The 19,372-nt window shown below is 69.5% G+C and carries 16 protein-coding genes and 2 pseudogenes; 7 read left to right on the top strand and 11 right to left on the bottom strand.

Features of this window, described 5'->3' with window-relative positions; translation table 11 throughout:
• Together ASG96_RS01650 and ASG96_RS23045 are read left to right on the top strand one after the other, a co-directional pair.
• On the top strand, positions 1 to 1,249 hold a 1,249-nt coding region (locus ASG96_RS01650), incomplete at its 5' end, for an MBG domain-containing protein (protein WP_200962637.1).
• Between the two features lie 99 nt (positions 1,250 to 1,348).
• On the top strand, positions 1,349 to 1,828 hold the full coding sequence (locus ASG96_RS23045; protein WP_157610592.1) for a hypothetical protein: 480 nt from the start codon (positions 1,349 to 1,351) through the stop codon (positions 1,826 to 1,828).
• Between the two features lie 32 nt (positions 1,829 to 1,860).
• Here ASG96_RS23045 and ASG96_RS23980 read toward each other — a convergent pair.
• The 7 genes and pseudogenes from ASG96_RS23980 to ASG96_RS01620 all read right to left on the bottom strand — a co-directional run.
• Positions 1,861 to 2,002 (bottom strand): annotated as a pseudogene (locus tag ASG96_RS23980) (ATP-binding protein); the annotation flags it as partial.
• A 1-nt stretch (position 2,003) separates the two neighbouring features.
• A partial coding sequence (locus ASG96_RS23975) for an ATP-binding protein (protein WP_255359538.1) occupies positions 2,004 to 2,163 on the bottom strand: 160 nt, incomplete at its 3' end.
• Positions 2,164 to 2,289: 126 nt separating this feature from the next.
• Complete coding sequence (locus ASG96_RS01635; RefSeq protein WP_057586198.1) at positions 2,290 to 5,859, bottom strand: hypothetical protein; 3,570 nt, start codon at positions 5,857 to 5,859, stop codon at positions 2,290 to 2,292.
• A 21-nt stretch (positions 5,860 to 5,880) separates the two neighbouring features.
• Positions 5,881 to 7,569: a hypothetical protein gene (locus ASG96_RS01630; RefSeq protein WP_057586196.1), complete on the bottom strand. Its 1,689-nt coding sequence runs from the start codon at positions 7,567 to 7,569 to the stop codon at positions 5,881 to 5,883.
• A gap of 410 nt (positions 7,570 to 7,979) precedes the next feature.
• Positions 7,980 to 8,118: pseudogene (locus tag ASG96_RS23970) on the bottom strand (ATP-binding protein); the annotation flags it as partial.
• Position 8,119: 1 nt separating this feature from the next.
• Positions 8,120 to 8,690: cell wall metabolism sensor histidine kinase WalK (locus ASG96_RS23965; protein WP_235509052.1), on the bottom strand; the 571-nt coding region annotated here is incomplete at its 3' end.
• A 536-nt stretch (positions 8,691 to 9,226) separates the two neighbouring features.
• A complete protein-coding gene (locus ASG96_RS01620) occupies positions 9,227 to 9,898 on the bottom strand; it encodes a response regulator transcription factor (RefSeq protein ID WP_056761610.1) in 672 nt (223 codons plus the stop codon).
• 61 nt (positions 9,899 to 9,959) lie between these two features.
• Between ASG96_RS01620 and ASG96_RS01615 the strand changes: the two genes are divergently transcribed.
• From ASG96_RS01615 to ASG96_RS01605, 3 genes are all read left to right on the top strand, one after another.
• On the top strand, positions 9,960 to 11,420 hold the full coding sequence (locus ASG96_RS01615; protein WP_057586192.1) for a ferric reductase-like transmembrane domain-containing protein: 1,461 nt from the start codon (positions 9,960 to 9,962) through the stop codon (positions 11,418 to 11,420).
• Positions 11,417 to 11,947, top strand: a complete 531-nt coding sequence (locus ASG96_RS01610) for an FMN-binding protein (RefSeq protein WP_057586190.1) — start codon at positions 11,417 to 11,419, stop codon at positions 11,945 to 11,947. Before ASG96_RS01615 ends, ASG96_RS01610 begins: the two co-directional genes overlap by 4 nt.
• A gap of 181 nt (positions 11,948 to 12,128) precedes the next feature.
• Positions 12,129 to 13,199 (top strand): Ig-like domain-containing protein, encoded by a 1,071-nt coding sequence (locus ASG96_RS01605; protein WP_057586188.1) that lies wholly within the window; start codon positions 12,129 to 12,131, stop codon positions 13,197 to 13,199.
• Between the two features lie 80 nt (positions 13,200 to 13,279).
• Here the strand turns inward: ASG96_RS01605 and ASG96_RS01600 are convergent, their stop codons facing one another.
• Genes ASG96_RS01600 through ASG96_RS01585 form a run of 4 tightly spaced genes read right to left on the bottom strand, consistent with a single transcriptional unit; the run spans position 13,280 to position 16,876 of the window.
• On the bottom strand, positions 13,280 to 13,678 hold the full coding sequence (locus ASG96_RS01600; protein ID WP_057586186.1) for a universal stress protein: 399 nt from the start codon (positions 13,676 to 13,678) through the stop codon (positions 13,280 to 13,282).
• Between the two features lie 2 nt (positions 13,679 to 13,680).
• Entirely contained in the window at positions 13,681 to 15,249 is a 1,569-nt protein-coding gene (locus tag ASG96_RS01595) for a tripartite tricarboxylate transporter permease (RefSeq protein WP_056761597.1), read from the bottom strand.
• Positions 15,249 to 15,866, bottom strand: a complete 618-nt coding sequence (locus ASG96_RS01590; RefSeq protein ID WP_082591555.1) for a tripartite tricarboxylate transporter TctB family protein — start codon at positions 15,864 to 15,866, stop codon at positions 15,249 to 15,251. Before ASG96_RS01590 ends, ASG96_RS01595 begins: the two co-directional genes overlap by 1 nt.
• Positions 15,863 to 16,876, bottom strand: coding sequence for a tripartite tricarboxylate transporter substrate binding protein (locus ASG96_RS01585; RefSeq protein WP_057586184.1), 1,014 nt, complete (start codon positions 16,874 to 16,876; stop codon positions 15,863 to 15,865). Before ASG96_RS01585 ends, ASG96_RS01590 begins: the two co-directional genes overlap by 4 nt.
• Before the next feature lie 166 nt (positions 16,877 to 17,042).
• Here ASG96_RS01585 and ASG96_RS01580 point away from each other — a divergent pair, with 166 nt between their 5' ends.
• Both ASG96_RS01580 and ASG96_RS01575 read left to right on the top strand, forming a co-directional pair.
• Positions 17,043 to 18,671, top strand: coding sequence for an ATP-binding protein (locus tag ASG96_RS01580; RefSeq protein ID WP_056761589.1), 1,629 nt, complete (start codon positions 17,043 to 17,045; stop codon positions 18,669 to 18,671).
• A complete protein-coding gene (locus ASG96_RS01575; protein ID WP_056761588.1) occupies positions 18,668 to 19,363 on the top strand; it encodes a response regulator in 696 nt (231 codons plus the stop codon). Before ASG96_RS01580 ends, ASG96_RS01575 begins: the two co-directional genes overlap by 4 nt.
• Positions 19,364 to 19,372: the final 9 nt, after the last annotated feature.

Genomic DNA, 19,372 nt, shown 5'->3' with positions numbered 1-19,372 from the left:
GTACGCGATCAAGCAGGGCACCGTCGCGCTGAACAGCAACTACAACCTGAGCTACGTCGGCGCAAACCTCACGATCACCAAGGCGACGTTGACGGTGACCGCCGACAACAAGACGCGTGAGTACGGCATGCCCGAGCCGACGTTCACGGCGACGATCAGTGGCTTCAAGAACAGTGAGACCCTGGCAACCTCCGGAGTGACGGGTGCTCCCTCTTGCTCAACGAATGCCCTCTACTCCACCGTGACCGGCACCTACGCGATTATGTGCGCGCCCGGAACCTTGGCGTCGAGCAACTACGTGTTCGCCTTCACCACGGGCACGCTGACCGTCACACCGCGCGAAGCGGTGGTCGCCTACATCGGTCAGACCACGTTCGTGACCTCCGGTAGCAGCAGCACCACGGCGCAGGTGACGCTGACTGCCAGTGTCGCGGATCCCGATGGACGCGGAACGATCGGCGCAGGGACGGTCGACTTCTACGACCTGACTTCGAACAAGATGCTCGCCAGTGGTGTCAAGGTCAGTCCGGTCTCGAACACGGACACGCGCACAGGGACGGCAACGACCACCTTGACGCTGAGCACCGGACAGTACGGCGCGCAGTCGTACCTGATCGAGGTGCGTCTCGGCGGGCAGTACACGAACAAGCAGCAGCTCCCGCCCCTTGCCCTTCCCGCGAGTGCGCCGTACGAGGCGGCTCACCCAGTGGTCACGGCGATGATCCCGCCCACCGCGTACTCGACGCAGGGCAGCGCGGCCATCTCCAAGCAGCCGACAGCCGCAGGGACCTACGCCGACGCCGGAAGCGTCAGGTACAGCCTGGGCATGAAGTACAACAGCAAGGGAACCAGCCCCCAGGGCCAGATGCAGATCATCCTGCAGCGCGGGGCGGGCACCTACTACATCAAGTCCAACTCGATCTCCTCGCTGGCCTTCTCGGGGGCAGTGGGAGCCGCACCGGCAAAGGACGTCACGATCTACGCCAAGGCGAGCATCTTCAGAATCGCCAGCGACGGCACCCAGACGAGCATCGACGGCGGAGTCACTCTTCGCATAGACGCCCATGAGGGTTGCGGTTCGAGCCCGGGCTGCACAGGCACCTCGGGAGACACGATCGGCGTCACGGTGCTCTCGAGCAAGGACAGCTCGCTGTACTACTCGAACAACTGGGTTTACGACTCGGTCACGAAGTCCTTCAGAACACTGCAGCAGTCGGTGCCGGGTCCTACCGGCGTGGTCATCAACTAGTACGACCGCGATCGGCGGGCCAGGCCTTCGGCACCGTTGGCCCGTCCGCCGATCGCGATCGAAATCCATGACCGTCGGCTCAACATCGGAAGGACTATCGTGACGGAGCGTTCGGGGGGTAGGCACGCATTCAGCCGCCGACCGTGGCTGTACGTCGGGGTTGGACTGGCGCTCGTCCTGGCGCTCATCGTGTTCTTTGTCGCGCGTTCTCAGGGTGCCGGTGCCCCAGCCGGCGCCGGACGGCAGGGTTATCCGTCGCCCTCACCTACCAGCAGCCCGTCCGCCGGCACGTCGGCGGCGAAGGCCGGGTCCTTGGAACGGTTCGACGGCTCGGACGGCAAGACGACGACGACCTTCAAGGCTGCATCCAACTGGCAGATCAATTGGGAGGCGAAGGCAGGGAACGGGTTCACGGTTGAACTCCTGGACAAGCAGGGCGTCTCCCGCGGCGAGATCGTGACTGCGAAGAAGAAGGCCAAGGGGTCGACGTTCGTCTCCGAAGGCGGCGAGTTCAAGCTCAAGGTCACCGCCTCCGGTCCGTGGACGATCGGAATCGTCGGACGCACGTCCGGCAAGTAGGTCCCCAGGACGCGCCGACTCAGCAGGATCGGTCAGTCGGCAGCAGCAGCAGTCGGGATCAGCAGCGTGAACGTCGCCCCGCCACCGGACGTCTCCGTCACCTCGAGCCGGCCACCGTGCGACCGGACGATCTGGGTCACGAGCGCAAGACCGAGATCGACGCGTCGGCCGCCCNCGCGGGAGAAGCGGCGCGTCAGCCCCTCGACGTCCGCGACGTCCACGCCGTCGCCGTGGTCGATCACGTCGACGCGGACCTGCCCGGCCTCAGGACCAGACCGCACCTCGAAACGGGTCCCCTTCTCCGAGTGCGCGATCGCGTTGTCGACGAGCGTCACGCCCTGGTCGGCGGCCTACGGAATCATCGACGTCACGGCCAGCGCGGCCGGCGGCATCCACCCGCCCCTGGGGCGATGGCCTTGCCCATCTGGCGGCGCGGGAATGCACCCAGCCACCCAAGGCGATCACAATCCCAGGAACGACTCCCCGATCTGCAGACCGCCGGTGCAGACAGAGGCGACGGCGGTCACGGCGGTCATGGCGGCCTTGGTGTCGGGGTCCTCGACGTTGACCGCCACGCAGTAGGAGACGCGTGCGATCCCCGACGTCACAGTGCTCGTCTCGTCGATGATGGCAACGCTCCTCGTGGCCCCCGCCGGGTCCTTCGAGAGCTCGTAGAAGTGCCAACCGGTGCAGGCGTATGCGGGGATGACGAGGACCGAGTCGACGATGGCGCCCCAGCCGCGCGAGTTCTCCACGGAGAGGGCGGCCAGCTTTGCGCTCTTCTTGATGTAGCCCTGCGCGATGCTCGAGAAGAAGAGTTTGGTCACGACCCGGACGCCCAGGGTCACGTAGCCCACGATGTTGACGGCGGTGTTCTTGATCGGGTCGTGGGGCGCGAGGAAGTTCGCACCGCCCGCGAGCCCGGCACTGACGACGGAGGCCACGGCCGACGGGGTCGCGTACTGGTTCTCCGCTGACTCGTCTGCCGCATCGCTCGCCGAGAGCCACGCATTGACGAGGCCCACGAACCCCGAAAGCAGGTGGCCGCAGAGGTGGATGGCGTCGGCGAGCGCGGGCGACGGAGTCGGGATCACGCTCGTCGCTGCGGCGGCGACCGCAGCGCTCTGGGGTGCGTCGGACCCCTGCGCGTCAACCACGAGCGCCCGCGGGGCCAGGCCCGCCAGCGCCTGCGGCGACGAGGCGACGGAGGACGACGGTGAGGTGCCGGAGAAGGCCTGCTGAAGGGTCTGGAGATCGGGTGCCGTCATGAGGAACGTCGTGTCGGCGTCATCTGCGAACGGCGCCGCGCCCTTGGCGACCTTGTACGCGATCGTCACCGGGACGGCTCCGACCCAGCAGATGACGTCGAGCATCGAGAACTCCGGGATCCCGATCTCGGCGAGTATGTCGGAGACGACAGGGATGTGGATCGGGGTGTCGAGGGCGGCAAGGGCGTCGTTCGCCACGTCGTAGAGCAGGTTGAGCAGGGCGTCCATGACGACCTGGGCACTCTCGAGGACCCCATCGGCGATCGTCGCGACGACCTGCTCCAGGAGCTTGTCCAGCGGAGTCGAACCGCTCTCGGCCCCGATGGACTGCAGCGAGGTGATGGTGCTCGAGACCACTGTCTCCTCGGCAACGATCGCGTTCACGAGCGTCTCGATGAGCCCGTCCCCGGGTTGTACCGGTGGAAGTGGTTGGACCGGCGTCCATCCGCTCGCATTGGCCTGGAAGTGGTGCGTCAGGAGGGAGCCGGGCGCGCTCTGGCCGGCCTCCGGCGTCGAGCCGGCGTTGGGCGTCGTCGTCGCGTCCGGCCCGAGGCCGGACCAGTCCCCGACGCCGACCCAGCCGTTGATGTCGGTGACGGCGTCGCTGATGTAGCCGTCGAGGTTGTCCTTCCACACTTCGATCTGGTCGACGTTCCACTGCAGCGTGACCTTGATCAGGTTGAAGAGCACCCCCTTGGTCCGCGTGATGTCCGCCCAGTCGAAGAGGTACTCGAGGTAGTGGAGCAGGTCCTGGGCTGCGGTCTTGAGCACCCCGTAGAGCCATGTCGCCGCGCCGGCGACCTTCTCCGCGCAGTCGAGGAGGCAGTGATAGGCCTCGCCCTCGATCGTCGCCACGAAGGCCCACGCGTCGCTCGCCACGTCCTTGAGGACCTCGACGACGTAGTCCGCTGCGGACTCCACCCTGCTCGCGAGCCATGAGAAGAGGTCTCCGGCATCGACGAGAACGGAGTCGAGTGACGCCAGGTCGGCGGTGAGCGCACCAGCCGAGGCACCCGTCGCGCGCGGTCCGGGCAGCCCGCGCGAGTCGGTCACCCCAGCGGCAGGAGCGGTGCCCGAGGAACCGGACACAGCGGCATACGCCTGCGAGAGCTGGCTGTTGGCTCCTGCCACCGCGCTGAGCGCGTCACTGCTGGCACCCGCTGGGACGAGGTTCGTCGTCGAGCCGTCAGGGCTGACGATCTTGGCGTCGGTCAGCTGCTCGGACGTCGTCAGGGCGACCGCCCGGGCGACACCGGCGTCCATCGGGTTCACGGTGAGCTGGGCGCCAAGGGCGCTCAGCGTCAACTGGGCGCCCGCGACCGAGGTGAGGGGCTCGACGATGACGACGACGCCAGTCGCATCCGTCGTCACGTCGACCGGCACCGGCCCGATGACGTAGTAGAGCGAGTTGACGTGCACAGCGGTCACCGCGCTCGCCGTGATCGTCACGGCGGTGCTCGGCGCGGGCTGACCGTCCTGCCCGACGACGACGATGCGCGTCGTGTACGAGCTGAAGCGCGTGGCGGGAGTCGTCGTCGTCGGTGGGTCGAGGGTGATCTGACGGAAGGACCAGATCGATGTGCCGGGCGACTTCGTGGCCTTCACGAGCTGGCTCTGGCCGGTGTGCGCGAAGAAGGTGTTCGCGCTGTTGGCTCGGTCGAGGTAGGGCGTGACCTGCTCGACCCCGGCGAGGATCGGCAGCGGCACGCTCCACGCATCCGGGTCACCGAGCTGAGCCTGCGGGCAGGTGACGTAGACGACCGCGTCGCTGCCGTTCAGTCCCCAGACGATGACGGCATCGCCGTCCGTCGACGCGAAGAGGGACCGGATGCCGCTCAGCTGGCTGCTCGTCAAGAGAGCGCTGGCCACGCTGCCGCTCTGCTGCGCCGTGCTCGCCAGGTGGTACAGCGTGCCGCCCGAGGTGACGAAGAGGTCGGACGTGTTGTCAGGGTTGCGGCAGGCCGCGACCGCCTCCGGGAGAACCCCACCCGGCAGCGAGTACGTCGCAGCGTTCGCTGGCAGTGAGGGGTCCCAGACGTTGAAGAGCGGCTGGTACTGCAGCTGCGGCGAGCCGTCGATCTGGCCGGCCGTGTAGAGGCCGTCGATCGACTGTCCGGAACGACGCCCGAGACACGTCTGGTATCCATCGGCGTCGAGGTCGATGGTCACGGTGTGGACGTGCCAGGCGTAACCGTCCGTCTTGGCCGTGTCGAGGTAGTACCGCGAGACCAGGGGCCGGCCTCCGGCCGGCTCGCGAGCGACGTCGACGACGACGAACTCCCCGTCCGTGGCCTCGCTCAGCTGGACGCCGAGGATCTGCACGGGGGCGAGCGGCACCTGGGGGTTGTCGTACGGCCACGGGGACCACGGCGCGTCCTGGCTCCAGGAGGTGTCCGAGTCCGAGTTGTCGAGGCTGAGGTAGAGGTGATCGTTGGTTCCGTCCGTGACGACCATCGCCAGATGGATCCCTGCCCCCGCCGCGCCGACTGCCTCGGCGGTCGCGAAGGTGGTGCACGCCGCTGCGGCGTTGCCGGGGAAGTCCATGGCGATCCGCGTGCTGCTGAGGTCGTTGCGTGCCCAACCGCTGCGCGTCCCAGGGGACTCCTGTGTGAGGTAGAAGGTCGAGTCGGTGCCGAGCGAGAAGAGCAGCGACGCGCCGGACTGGGTCTGGAGCGCTTGGAAGGAGGCGTCAGGCGCCAGGATCTCTGCCTGGACGTACCCTTGGAGCAGCTCGGTCGAGACGGTGAGAGAGGGAGTGTTCACGGTGCTTCTCCTCGGTGGCGCTCAGTCGGTGGCGGTGTAGCTGATCTCGGACGTGAGGTCGCCGGCCTTGGAGAACGCCACCTGGGTGAAGGTGAAGGTCTTCCCTCCGGGGAAGACGAAGTCCTGGAGGACCGAGACCGGGACGTCGGTCAGCGCCGTCGGAACCACGTTGCGGGCCCAGTCCTTGATCGAGTCGATGATCGAGTTGAGGTCGGTCCAGAAGTTGAGGAACGAGTTCGTCGACGGGTTCTTCGAGTTGTCGGTACGCGTGGAGGTCATCGTCACTGCAAGCGCGCCGGCCTGGGTCGCCGCGAGGGTGTAGGTGTCGACGACCGTGATGTCGACGACATTGCCCGACCCGTACGTCGCCAGGGACCGGATCTTGAGGTAGATGACGAGGTGCTGGGTGACCGTCATGATGTTGCCGGCGTAGGTCACAGCGAGCGAGAAGCTCGACGTCATCCACTCCTCGCCGAACGTGTTGCCGCTCTCGTCGTGGGCGTCAGCCGTCCACGTGAAGCTGATGAGCGTGGACTCATCATTGGGATAGGTCACGGTGGGGGCCTGGTCGGGGGTCAGGCCAGTGGTCCACGACACTCCCGCTACCTTGTAGTCGTCGACCTCGACCACGGGCTGGTAGCAGTTCGAGCTCGTGTACGAGTACAGCTGGGCCTCGAGGTAGCGCGCGAACGCCCCACGATTGATCGCCATGACGCCGTCAGCCTGCTGCTCCGGCAAAGGGTCGATCCAGTTCCAGGAGAAGGCAACTGCGGGGGGCAGCGTGTCACCACCAGCTGAGCAGAGGTAGTTGAGCGTTGCCAGACCAGCCTGCTGCGGCGTCGGGGACGGGATCGGGCTGCTGTCGTCGTTGAGCAACGGGCACACCTCGAGCTCGAGACCGGTCGGGACGAGCGTGGCCGGCGGAGCGCTCGGCTGGGTGATGACGCAACCGAGGAGTGGCTGGCCTTGCGCCTTCAGCTGCGCGAAGTAGGAGCCGAGGAACGTCTCGTTGAGGACGGTGTAGAGATCCGTGCCTGGCTCGACGCCGCTGATGACCGGTGTCGTCTCGAGTGCCGCGTTGTCGAGGTCGAACAGGAGCTGCTGGACGCTGAACGGGTCACCTCCGAGGGCCATGACCTGCGACCGGACCGCGGCCGGCAGCCCGGAGAACTCGGACTGCGACACCTCGGTCATCAGGAGGTCGACCTTGGAGGTGAAGACCCACGGGGCGTCGGACGGCTGGGAGACGTTCATCCACGTGGGCTGCGCAGAGTAGCCGCCGCCGGGCATGAGCTGGACCACGTCGAACTCCGAGCACAGCAGGTTGAACGCGACACTGCCCGTGTCGGCGCCGAGCGTGACCACGTTCGGCACGTCGGCCTTGGGCTCAGCCGGCGGGATGCCGAGCTGTGCGCGGAAGCCCATCATGAAGCGCGCTGCGAGGAGGTTCTTGAGATCCTGGTTCGTTGCCGGGTCGGCATCGGGAGGCACGATGAAAGGGTCGGACCCTTGGGCTTCGGCGACGAGGTCCGCGTGAGCGATGGCCTGCGGCTTCCCGGTCGCGTCCGCCACATAGCACATCGTGACGACCGGCTCCGTGAGCCCCGAGAGGAACTCCTTCATCGAGGCGTTGATGCTCTCCTGGGTCGTCGCGACGACGAAGTCATATCCGAAGCGCGGGTCGGACAGGCACGACTGGGTGGCGCTCATGTGAGGCGCCCGAAAGACGGGTGCACGAGTGCGGTTGACGCAAGACGGCATGAAGTATCCATGGTGCGACTGCCCTTTGGGAGATCCGGAGTGGAGGGCTGGCATAAGCCCAGAAGATAGGACGCGGAGTCGAGCATCCTTCTTACACAAGAAGATCGAGAGCACTTACGAGGCGGCCTTGGGTTGCGGCTCGTCCAGTTCCACAGTAAGGATGGCCCCCGCGGATGCAGCAGGAATGCCTGGATTCTTTGCCAAGGCCATACTTTTCCGATGTCAGGAGATATGCACTATGCACCGTTTTCTCTGGCGCGACCGGGCCGGCCCAGCAGCGTGGGCGACTGACCGCCCTCTGCGCCCGTCGTCGACCTTCGCGGCCGTCGAAGCCTCCTCGATCCCGCCACTTCGATCAGTCAGTCGGCCTCGGCGGCAGGGATCAGCAGCGTGAACGTCGCCCCGCCGCCGGGCGTCTCCGTCACCTCGAGGCGGCCACCGTGAGACCGGACGATCTGGGTCACGAGCGCCAATCCCAGCCCGACGCGCCGGCCACCTNCGCGGGAGAAGCGGCGCGTCAGCCCCTCGACGTCCGCGACGTCCACGCCGTCGCCGTGGTCGACCACGTCGACGCGGACCTGCCCGGCCTCAAGACCAGACCGCACCTCGACACGGGTCCCCTTCTCCGAGTGGGCGATCGCGTTGTCGACGAGCGCCAGCACCGAGCGTCGGAGGCTCGGGCGCACACCGTTGACGACACACATCTCGGCCCCGCACGCCCCCTCGTCGACGAGCGTCACCCCGTGGTCCGCGGCATACGGCATGAGCGACGTGACGACCTCCGAGGCGAGCGAGCCCACGTCGACCCGGTCGGCGACTTCGTCGACGTGCTCGAGCTGCGCCGAGAGCAGCAGGTCGGACACGACGTCGGCCATGGCCTGGGTGTCGTGGACGAGCTGGTCGACCTCGGCCAGCCGACGCGCGGCCGCCGGGTCACCTCCCGACGCCTCGGCAGCGGCCACGTCGAGCGCGACGTGGCGGCGCAGCATCTGGGTACGGGTGCTGATGACGGCGAGCGGGGTGCGCAGCTCGTGCGAGGCGTCGGCGACGAACTGCCGCTGCAGCTCCATCGCCTCACCGAGCGGACGCACGGCGCGCCGCCCGGCAAGCAGGCCCGTCAGGGCGGCGAGCAGCACCCCGACGACGCCGGCGGCCGCCGTCGACATGAGCAGCCGCTGCTCCTCGCCGGTGTGCAGGCGGATGTCGTAGACGGCGACATAGCTGCCGTCGTCGCGGCGGTCGACCCACGCCGGCCAGGTCCGCCCCTGCGCCGTGACGCTCGTCTGACCGGACACGTCGGGGCCGATCCCCGCCACCGCCGCGGCGAGGTCCGGCGGCATCGACCGGGTCGCCTCCTGACCCGACTCGGTCCGCCTCACCAGCCACGTGCCGGGCGGTGCGTCGACGACGTCGTCGGCCGTGCGGGCGGTCGTCTCGGTGCGCCCGCGGATCTCAGCGAGCTGCTGCCGGTCGAAGAGCACAGCCGTCCCGAGGATCGCGATCAGCACGACGAGCGCCGTCGTCGCGCCGACCCGCAGCGCCACCGACCGCGACGCGCGGCGCAGCGGATCATCCACGGCCACAGACTTTTTCGAGCGCAACCCCATCAGGACGCACCGAGCCGGTAGCCGACACCGTGCACGGTCTCGATGACGGACTTCCCGAGCTTGCGGCGCAGGTAGTAGACGTAGGTGTCGACGGCGCCGAGGGTGTCGGCGTTGTCGAAGGCCGAGACGAGCAGCTCGTCCCGGGTGAAGACCCGCGTGGGCCGGCGCGCCAGCGTCTCGAGCAGGCGGGCCTCGCGACCGGACAGCATCACCTCGCCGTCACCGCCGACGAGGCGCTGCTCGCCGACGACGAGTCGCCGATCCCCGACCACCAGCTCCCCCGTGGCGCCACCCACCGGGCGCAGCAGGGCCCGCAGCCGCGCGAGCACCTCGTCGACGTCGAACGGCTTGACCACGTAGTCCTGCGCACCGGCATCGAGCCCCTCGACGCGGTCGGCGACCGTGCCGCGCGCGGTCAACAACAGGACCGGCGCGGTCAGCCCGCGCGAGCGCAGCCGCGTCACGAGGTCGACGCCTTCGATGCCTGGCAGCCCGCGGTCGACGACGAGCACGTCCCAGTCGTCGACGAGACCACGATGGAGACCCGCCTGTCCGTCGCGAACGGCCGTGACGGCATACCCCTCCTCGTCGAGCAGCTCGGCGAGCATCTGCGCGAGGTCCGGGTCGTCCTCGACGAGGAGCAGGCGCGGACGGAGCGGGGACGCGGTCATGGCCCGAGCCTCCCTCCCCCGTCTCATAACTTTCTGAGATCGACTGACCACCATCGTTCTCGTGAGCACCACCATCGCACCACACCGCGGGACCCCGAGCCGGGTCCGTCGCGCCCTGCGTGCCGGCGCAGACTTCCGCCGCTGGCAGGCCCGCACGGGCGACCTCCTCGAGACGCTCGCCATCGCGAGCCTGCTCGCCGTCGTGGCGCAGTTCCTCCTCGGCGGAGGCAGCCACGACCTCACGGCCGGCAGCTCGAGCACCATGCTCATCGCCGTGGGGCGCCTCACCGGCCTCGTCGCCATGGACCTGCTGCTCATCCAGCTGCTCCTCGCGGCCCGCGTGCCGTGGATCGACCGCGTCTACGGGATGGACCGGGCCCTCAAGGCGCACCGCATCCTCGGCCGCGTCACGGTCCCGCTCGTGCTCGTCCACGTCGGCGCCATCGTCGTCGGCTACGCGGCGCGCGGCGACCTGCACGGTCCCTTCGCACCGGTCGTCGAGTCGTTCCGCCTCCTCACCGGGGGCAGCGACCTGCTCTTCGCCTTCATCGCCACGGCCCTGCTCGTCGTCATCGCCGTGACCTCGGTCAGCATCGCCCGCCGGCGCCTGTCCTACGAGTGGTGGCACCTCGTGCACCTGACGTCGTACGCCGCCGTCGTCCTCGCCGTGCCGCACGAGCTCTCGATCGGCTCGGACTTCACCGCCTCGCAGTGGGTGCGCACCTACTGGTGGACGCTCTTCGTGCTCGTCGCGGCCAGCGTCGTGTGGTGGCGCCTGCTCGTCCCCGTCGCCCGCAGCCTGCGACACGACCTGCGCGTCACCGACGTCGTCGAGGAGGCCCCCGGCGTCTGGTCGGTGTGGATGAAGGGCCGTCGCCTCGACCGTCTCCCGGTGCGCGCCGGGCAGTACCTCAACTGGCGCTTCGTCAGCCCGCGCCTGCTCGCGACCGCCCACCCGTGGTCGATCTCGAGCGCGCCCGACGGCCGTCGCCTGCGCATCACGGTGCGCGAGCTCGGCGACCACTCGAGCCGCCTGGCCCACCTGCGGCCCGGCACCCGCGTCCTCTTCGAGGGGCCCTACGGCGCCTTCACCGCCCGCCAGCGCGTCCGCCGCCGCGTCCTGCTCCTCGCCGCCGGCATCGGTGTCACGCCGATCCGCTCGATCCTCGAGGAGCTCGTGCGCCACGGCCACGCCGGCCCCGGCGACGTCACCGTCGTCTACCGCGCCAACGACGAGTCGCAGCTCGCGCTCCGTCACGAGCTCGAGCACCTGACGGCCGTCGGCGGACACCAGCTGCTCCTCCTGGTCGGCCCGCCGGTGGGCGGCTCGTGGCTGCCGCCCGACCACTCCGGCGGGCAGCCCGTCCCCGACGCCGAGCGGCTCGCCGAGCTCGTCCCCGAGCTGCGCCGCCACGAGGCCTACCTCTGCGGACCCGGGGGCTGGATGAACCTCGTCCACCGCAGCCTCCTCGAGGGCGGCATCCCCAAGGCCCACATCCACGACGAAAGGTTCTCCTGGTGAGGAAGGCAACGACCGCCCTCGTCGGCCTGGCCGGCATCGTCACCCTCAGCGCGTCCTGGGCCACCGGCCTGGCGCCGAAGCACTCCGCCGTCACGGGCGTCCACATCCTGTCGTCCGCCAAGGCCGGCACCCCGGTCGCCGCCGCGCCGCCGAAGCCGTCCGGCAGCTCGAAGACCTCCCGCGCCGCCAAGACGTCCAGCGGTTCCGGGACGTCCACTGCGGCCAAGAAGGCTCCCGCGGCCCCGCGCTCGGGCACCGTCGACGGCGCCGTCGTCGGGACGCAGTACGGCTCCGTCCAGGTGCGCGTCAGCTTCACGGGCTCGAAGATCACCAACGTCCACGCCCTCCAGCTGACCGACAGCTCCCGCACGTCCGTGTCGATCAGCGCCGGCGCAGCCCCGACCCTTCGCCAGGAGGCGCTCGCCGCCCAGTCATCGCAGATCGACGTCGTCAGCGGCGCCACCTACACGAGCGAGGCCTACCAGCAGAGCCTCCAGTCGGCGATCGACGCCGCACACCTCGGCTGACAACCCCCACCAGCCGCACCCGACCGGGTGCCCGCGACGCGGCCCGCCGATCTTCCCCTGTGGTCGGCGGGCCGCCACCTTCGCGCTCGCGTCAGCACACGGCATACGCCCCCCGACCGATGGCGTATGCCGTATGCCTCGGTACGCGTGTGACGCGTGGTTCGCGGGCCGGTGCACATGTGTGCAGAAGTCGGGTCGTTCGAGACATCCGGGGCCCGCGCTCTGCCATGACAACATCAACGGCCTCGCCGTCGGCGACGTGACGGGCGACGGCAAGACCGATGTGGTGCTGGCCGACTACGGTGCCGGCCTCGTCCTGCTCCGGCATTCGGACGGTGTCACCTCGGGCACGGCGCAGCTGTGGGTGAAGAGCACGACGCCCAGCGACTTCGGGTCGGGGATGACGCAGACGTACACACCGACCGTGACGTTCGCGCGCGATGTCGTCCCGTCGAGCGTCACGACCTCTACGGTCCGGATCCTCAACGGCCGCACCGGATCCGCGGTCCCCGCGACCGTGACCTACGACGCCGTGATGCGGACCGCGACGGTCAAGCCGACGACGCCGCTCTACGACAACGCGCCCTACCGGCTGACGGTCGCCGGCGTGAAGGACACGTCGAGCGCGACGATGACGACGGCATACTCCTCGACGTTCCGCACCGTCGACGTGGCGCCCAAGGGCGTCGGGGCGTTCAAGGCGGCGGGCGCCCTGCGCGCCGCGACGCTGACGTGGACCGCCCCGGCCATCAACGACCTGGACCGCTACGTCATCCGGATGGCGACGGGATCCACGCCGCCGTCCAGCCCGACGACCGGAACCGCCGTCTACTCGGGCACGGCTCTGAGCGCGAACGTCAACCTCACCCAGGGCACGACGTACAGCTTCCGGATCTGGGTCAAGGACCGGTCGGGCCGCTACAGCGCTGCCTCGTCGGCGCGGCTCGTCGGCACGGCCGAGACCATCGGCTCCACCGTCACGTCGCTGACCAAGGGCCGCTCGGTCACCGTGAGCAGCAAGCTGACCCGCCGCGACACCGGCGGCGCCATCGCCGGCGTCCCGGTGCAGCTCTACTGGCGCAGGGTCGGATGGACGGCGTGGAACCTCACGGCGACGCGTACGTCGAGCTCCACGGGCATGGTGTCCTACGCGCACGCGCCCACGGCGTCGGTCGACTACATGTGGGTCTACCGGGGGTCGGGCACCTACGTCGGCTCGGGCAGCGCCCTACGGAGGGTCACCGTGCGCTGACCGCGCCTGCCCGGGTATGCCGTGAGGCCCCGTTCCGGACGGAACGGGGCCTCACGGCATACGGGCGAAAAGGCTTGCCCTCAGGATGGATCCGCCTTCACCGCCAGCACGGGGCAGTCCGCGTCGAGGAGGATCCGCTGGGCCTGGCTGCCCATGATGAGCTTGCCCACCGGTGTGCGCCGGCGCAGGCCCACGACGATCAGCTCGGCGTTGGTCTGCTGGGCGACCTCGAGGATCTGGTCGGCCGGGTCCTTCGCCTCGACCTGCTGCAGCACCTCGTGCTCGACCCCGGACTCACCGAGCTGGTCCCGCACCGACTGCCAGTCCTCGGCCGAGGAGTGGCGCCGGTCCACGAGCGCGTCCCCGCGGCTCGCGTTGACCACGACGAGCCGGGAGCCGCGGAGGCGAGCTTCGGCGATGGCCGTGGTGAGGGCGGCGTGCCCGGCCGGTGACGGGATGTACCCGACGACGATCGGCATGGTCACACTCCTTCCGCGTTGGCGTGGGCGTGCGCCCCGGCCAGGGCGTCGTGGCCGGCATCGGGGCCGGAACCGGTCCCCTTGCCGCCACGGCGGTTGCGCACCAGGCGCGCGATCGGCGGCCCGACGAGCAGCAGCGCGATGATGACGTAGACGATCTGCGAGAACGCCGTGTTGTAGAGCCCACTGAGCTCACCGTCGCTGATCTGCAGCGCGCGACGCATCTGCTCCTCGGCGACCGGCCCGAGAATGATGCCGATGATCGCCGGCACGATGGGCAGGCCGTAGCGGCGCATGAAGAAGCCGAGCACACCGATGATGAGCAGGAGCCAGAGGTCGAACGTCGAGTTGTTCGCGGCGTACGCGCCGATGCTGGCGAAGAAGAGGATGCCGGCGTAGAGGTACGGACGCGGGATGCGCAGCAGCCGGGCCCAGACGGTCGCGAGGGGCAGGTTGAGGCCGAGCAGGATGGCGTTGCCGATGAAGAGGCTCGCGATGAGGCCCCACACGAGCTCCGGCTGTGTGTCGAGCAGACGGGGACCCGGCTGGATGCCGTAGCCCTGGAAGGCGCCGAGCATGACGGCCGCCGTGGCCGTCGTCGGGATGCCGAGGGTGAGCAGCGGCACGAGCCCACCGGCGGCCGACGCGTTGTTCGTCGCCTCCGGACCGGCAACACCCTCGATGGCGCCCTTGCCGAAGTCCTCCGGGTTCTTGGCCAGCTTCTTCTCCGTCGCGTACGACAGGAAGGTCGGGATCTCGGCGCCGCCGGCCGGGATGGCACCGAACGGAAAGCCGATGGCCGTGCCACGCAGCCACGGCTTCCACGAGCGACGCCAGTCGTCACGCGTCATCCGGGCACCGTCGACGTGGACGATGTCGAGCGACGACCGCCGCAGGTGGGCGGCCACCCAGAGGGCCTCACCCACGGCGAACAGGCCGACCGCCACGACGACGACGTCGATCCCGTCGGCGAGCTCGGGGATGCCGAGCGTCAGTCGCTGCTGGCCCGAGGTCGGGTCGATGCCGATGGTGCCGATGAGCAGGCCGATGCCGAGGGAGGCGAACCCACGGATCTTCGACGAGCCGAGCACCGTCGTCACGGCGACGAACGCGAGCACCATGACGGCGAAGTAGTCGGGGGCGCCCATCTGCACGGCGAGATCGACGATGACGGGGGCGAGCAGCGCCAGGCCGAGCGTGCCGATCGTGCCGGCGATGAAGGAGCCTATGGCCGCCGTCGCGAGCGCCGCTGCCCCACGGCCCTTCTTGGCCATGAGGTTGCCCTCGATGGCGGTGATCACCGACGCGCTCTCACCTGGCGTGTTCAGCAGGATCGACGTCGTCGACCCGCCGTACATGCCGCCGTAGTAGATGCCGGCGAACATGATGAACGCTTGGGTCGGCTCGAGGGTGTAGGTCAGGGGCAGGAGCAGTGCGATCGTCATGGCCGGACCGATGCCCGGGAGCACGCCGATCGCGGTGCCGAGGAGCACGCCGAGGAACGCGTACAGCAGGTTGATCGGAGTCAGCGCGGTGGCGAACCCCTCGATGAGCGAGTTGATTCCGTCCATCAGAGGATTCCCTTCAGGAGCCCGGCGGGCAGCTTGATGCCGAGGCCGGCGTAGAAGAGGTACCAGGTGCCGACCGACATGATGACGGAGATGATGACGTTGCGGATGTAGCTGCGGCTGCCGAGCGCGTACGTCGTGCCGAAGAAGAGGATGGCCCCCGAGAGGGGCCACCCGACGCGCTCGATGAGCAGCGCATTCGCGGCGAAGGCGCCGGCGAGCAGGCCGATGGTGCGCCAGTCGCTGCCGTGCGAGAGGTCGACGTCCTCGCCGCCCTCCTGCTCGCCACGACCGCCACGGGCGACGTCGATGACGAGCAGGATCGCCATCGCCACGAGCAGCAGACCGACGGCGATCGGGACGGTCTTGGGCCCGATGGGGCCGCGGGCCGTCGAGGCGTCGGCGAGACCCACGGCGTCGACGATCGCCCAGATGCCCAGGGCGAGGAGCAGCACGGCAACGCCGTACTCCGAGTAGTCCTTCTTCGCGGAGGCGTCACGGGTCGAGTCCGGAAGGCGGTCAGATCCGCCCGGCCCGGCCGGCCCGGCTACGCCGCCGGTGGCCCGGTCCGGCGGCACCTCAGGCGCCGCCGGACCCGTCGAACCGTTCGCGGGAGTCATGACGTCAGGCCGAGTTCCTTGAGGACGCCCGCGACGCTCTCGTTCTGGGCCGCCAGGAACGTCTTGAACTCTTCACCGGTCTGGAACGAGTCGGTCCAGCCCTGGTCGGCGAGCGTCTTCTTCCACTGCTCGGACCCGTGCATCTTGGTCACGAGGTCGATGTACTGCGCGGTCTTCTCGGCGGAGAGTCCGGGAGGGCCGACGATGCCACGCCAGTTCGAGAACTCCATGTCGACGCCGAGGTCCTTGAGGGTCGGCGCGTCGACACCCGCGACCGGCTTCGCGCTCGTCACGGCGAGGATCTTGACGTCACCGTTCTTGGCCTGCTCGGCCACCTCGCTGACGCCGGTCGCGGCGAAGGCGACCTTCTTGCCGAGGATGCCGGTCAGCAGATCGCCACCGCCGTCGTAGGCGACGTAGTTGACGTCCTTGGGGGTGATACCGACGGCCTTGGCGAGCAGCATCGGGGTGAGGTGGTCGGGCCCACCGGCGTTGGAGGCGCCGCCGACGGGCACCTTGCCCGGGTCGGCCTTCCACGCAGCGACGAGCTGGTCGAGCGTCGTGTAGGGCGAGCCGGCCGGGACGACGATGGCCTCGGACTCCTCGATGAGCTTCGCGATCGGCACGGTCTCGTTGAGCGTGGCCTTGGACTTGTTCGTGTAGACGGCCCCGACGACGCCGAGCCCCATCTGCATGAGGATGTCGTCCTGCCCCTTCTCGTTGACGAGGCGCTGGAGGCCGACGGTGCCACCGGCGCCGGCGGAGTTGAACACCTCGATGGTGCTCGCGAGGCCGGCGTCCTGCATGGCCTTCGCCGCCGCGCGGGCCGTCGTGTCGTAGCCGCTGCCGGGCGAGTTGGGGACGAGGATGCGCAGACCCTTGACGGGACCGGCGGCCGCGCCCGTGCTCCCACCAGAGGTGCCCTCGTCGGCGCTCACGCCGCAGGCGGACAGGGCGAGACCGGCGGCCAGGAGGGCCGAGCCGACCTTGAGCTGGGTGCTGAATCGCACAGGAGACTCCTTTGTCTGACAGGTCGGGACACACAGGTCCCGGGGGTATGCCCGCAAGCCTCGCGACGGCATACGGCCCTGTCACCGTTAGGAGCGCAAACTCCATTTTGTTCATTCTGCTCAGGCGCTCGTTGGACTCGTGGACGGGGGTCGCCACAATGGCCTCATGAGCGCGGCGTGGCGGTCCCGGCTGCGGCTGCCCAGGTGGACCCTGGCCGGCCGGATGCTCGCCATGCAGCTCGCGATCATGTGCGTCGTGCTCGTCGGTGTCGCCCTCGTCTCGCTCGCCCAGTCCGATGCCCGCGCGCGCGACACGGAGGGCCGACGCGCCCTGGCGATCGCCGAGAACCTCGCGGCCACGGCGGGCGTGCACAGTGCGCTCGCGCCGTCGACCACCGAGACCGAGCGGTTCGTGCGGCAGGCCCAGGGCATCGCGGAGTCGGGGCGCTCGTTCTCCGGCTCGACGAAGGTCATGGTCGTCAAGGGCGACCGGCGCGTCGTCGTCTCGACCGACCCGCTGCCGACGAACCGCATCGTCCGCCTCCAGGCACAGCCCGACTACTTCGGCCGGGCGTGGACGGGCGTCGAGGACGAGACCGGCGACGCGATGGCGACGGCGCCCGTCATCAACGAGAAGACGCTCGCCACGGACGGCGCCGTCGTCGTGACCCGCGCCTACCCGACCGTGACCGAGAACCTGTCCGCCGTGATGCCCAACCTGCTCACCTACCTCGGCATCGCGACCGCCCTCGGCGTCATCGGCTCGCTCCTGCTGTCGCGGCGGGTCAAGCGCCAGACGCTCGGCCTCGAGCCGCGCGAGATCACCGGCCTCGTCGAGCAGCGCGAGGCCATCCTGCACGGCATCAAGGAGGGCATGCTCGCCGTCGGGCTCGACCGCCGGGTGTCGATGGTCAACGACGAGGCGGCGCACCTCCTCGGGATCCCGCTCGCGTCCACGGGACGGCACATCTCCGAGATCGACGCGAGCGGCCGGCTCGCGGAGGTCTTCGACGATCCGGACTCCGCCACCGACCGCGTCATCCCTTACCGCGGAAGGGTGCTCACCCTGAACCGCATGCCGGTGCTCAGCCGCGGGCGGCACATCGGCTGGGTGGTGACGCTGCGTGACCGCACCGAGATGCTTGAGCTGCAGCGCGAGCTCGACGTCACGCGCGACACCACCGACACGCTCCGCGCGCAGGCCCACGAGTTCAGCAACCGGATGCACGTGGTGAGCGGGCTCATCGAGCTCGGGGAGTACGACGACGCCCTGCGCTACGTGCGGCACCTCAACGCCAGCCAGACCAGGCTCACCGGCGGCATCGCCGCCCACGTGGCCGACCCGGCGGTCACCGCCCTGCTCATCGCGAAGTCGAGCCAGGCCGACGAGCGCGACGTCGAGCTGGTCCTCGCCGACACGACGAGGGTCGACCGCCTCGACGAGCAGCTCGCCACCGACGTCAACACCGTGCTCGGCAACCTCATCGACAACGCCCTCGACGCCTCCGCCGACACCCCGGACCCGATCGTCACCGTCGAGATCGTCCAGTCCGACGCCGAGCTGCGGATCACCGTGCGCGACCAGGGTCCCGGGATCGCCAGCGACCTCGGCAACCGCGTCTTCCGCACCGGCGTCAGCACCAAGGACGCCGGCCCGGGCGGCCGTCGCGGCATCGGCCTGGCCCTCGTGCGGGTCATCTGCCGCAAGCGCGGCGGCGACGTCACGGTCACCGACGACGACGGAGCAGTCTTCGTCGCGACCCTGCCCCTCGACCGCACGGCGGTGAGCCCGTGATCCGGGTGCTCGTCGTCGACGACGACTTCATGGTGGCCAAGGTGCACTCGAGCGTCGTGGCGCGCCAGCCCGGCTACCAGGTCGTCGGCGTCGTGCACTCGGCGGCGGCCGCGCTCGAGGCGGTGCGCACCCTGCACCCCGACCTCGTCCTCCTCGACGTCTACCTGCCCGACATGAGCGGACTCGACGTGCTGCGCCGCCTCCGCGAGCGCGCGCCGGGGCAGGTCGACGTCATCGTCATCAGCGCCGCCCGGGACATCGAGTCGATCCGGCGCGCCCTGCACGGCGGGGTCTTCCACTACCTCGTCAAGCCCTTCGAGATCGACTCGCTGCGTCAGCGGCTCGTCGAGTTCAGCGACCACCGCGCCGAGCTGCGCGACCTCGACGAGGCCGCCGAGATGCGCCAGGACGACGTCGACCGGGCCTTCCGGGCGCAGTCCGGCCAGGCGCGCCGACTCCCGAAGAGCATCAGCCCGGAGACGGTCGAGGTCGTCGAGACGGCGTTGCGGGGCGTCGACGGGGATGCGGACGGCATGTCCGCGATGGAGTGCGCCGACGCGACCGGGTTGTCGCGCAGCAGCACCCGGCGTTACCTCGACCACCTCGTCGAGACCGGGGCGGCGGAGCTGCTTCCCCCGCGCTACGGCGCGGCCGGTCGCCCCGAGCGTCGCTACCGCGTCCGCAGCCGCTGACCAGCGTCA

It is taken from the genome of Terrabacter sp. Soil810 (assembly GCF_001429645.1).
Classification (GTDB): Bacteria; Actinomycetota; Actinomycetes; order Actinomycetales; family Dermatophilaceae; genus Terrabacter.
Note: the sequence above shows the minus strand (reverse complement) of the source record. Positions and strands in the feature narration are given on the sequence as shown.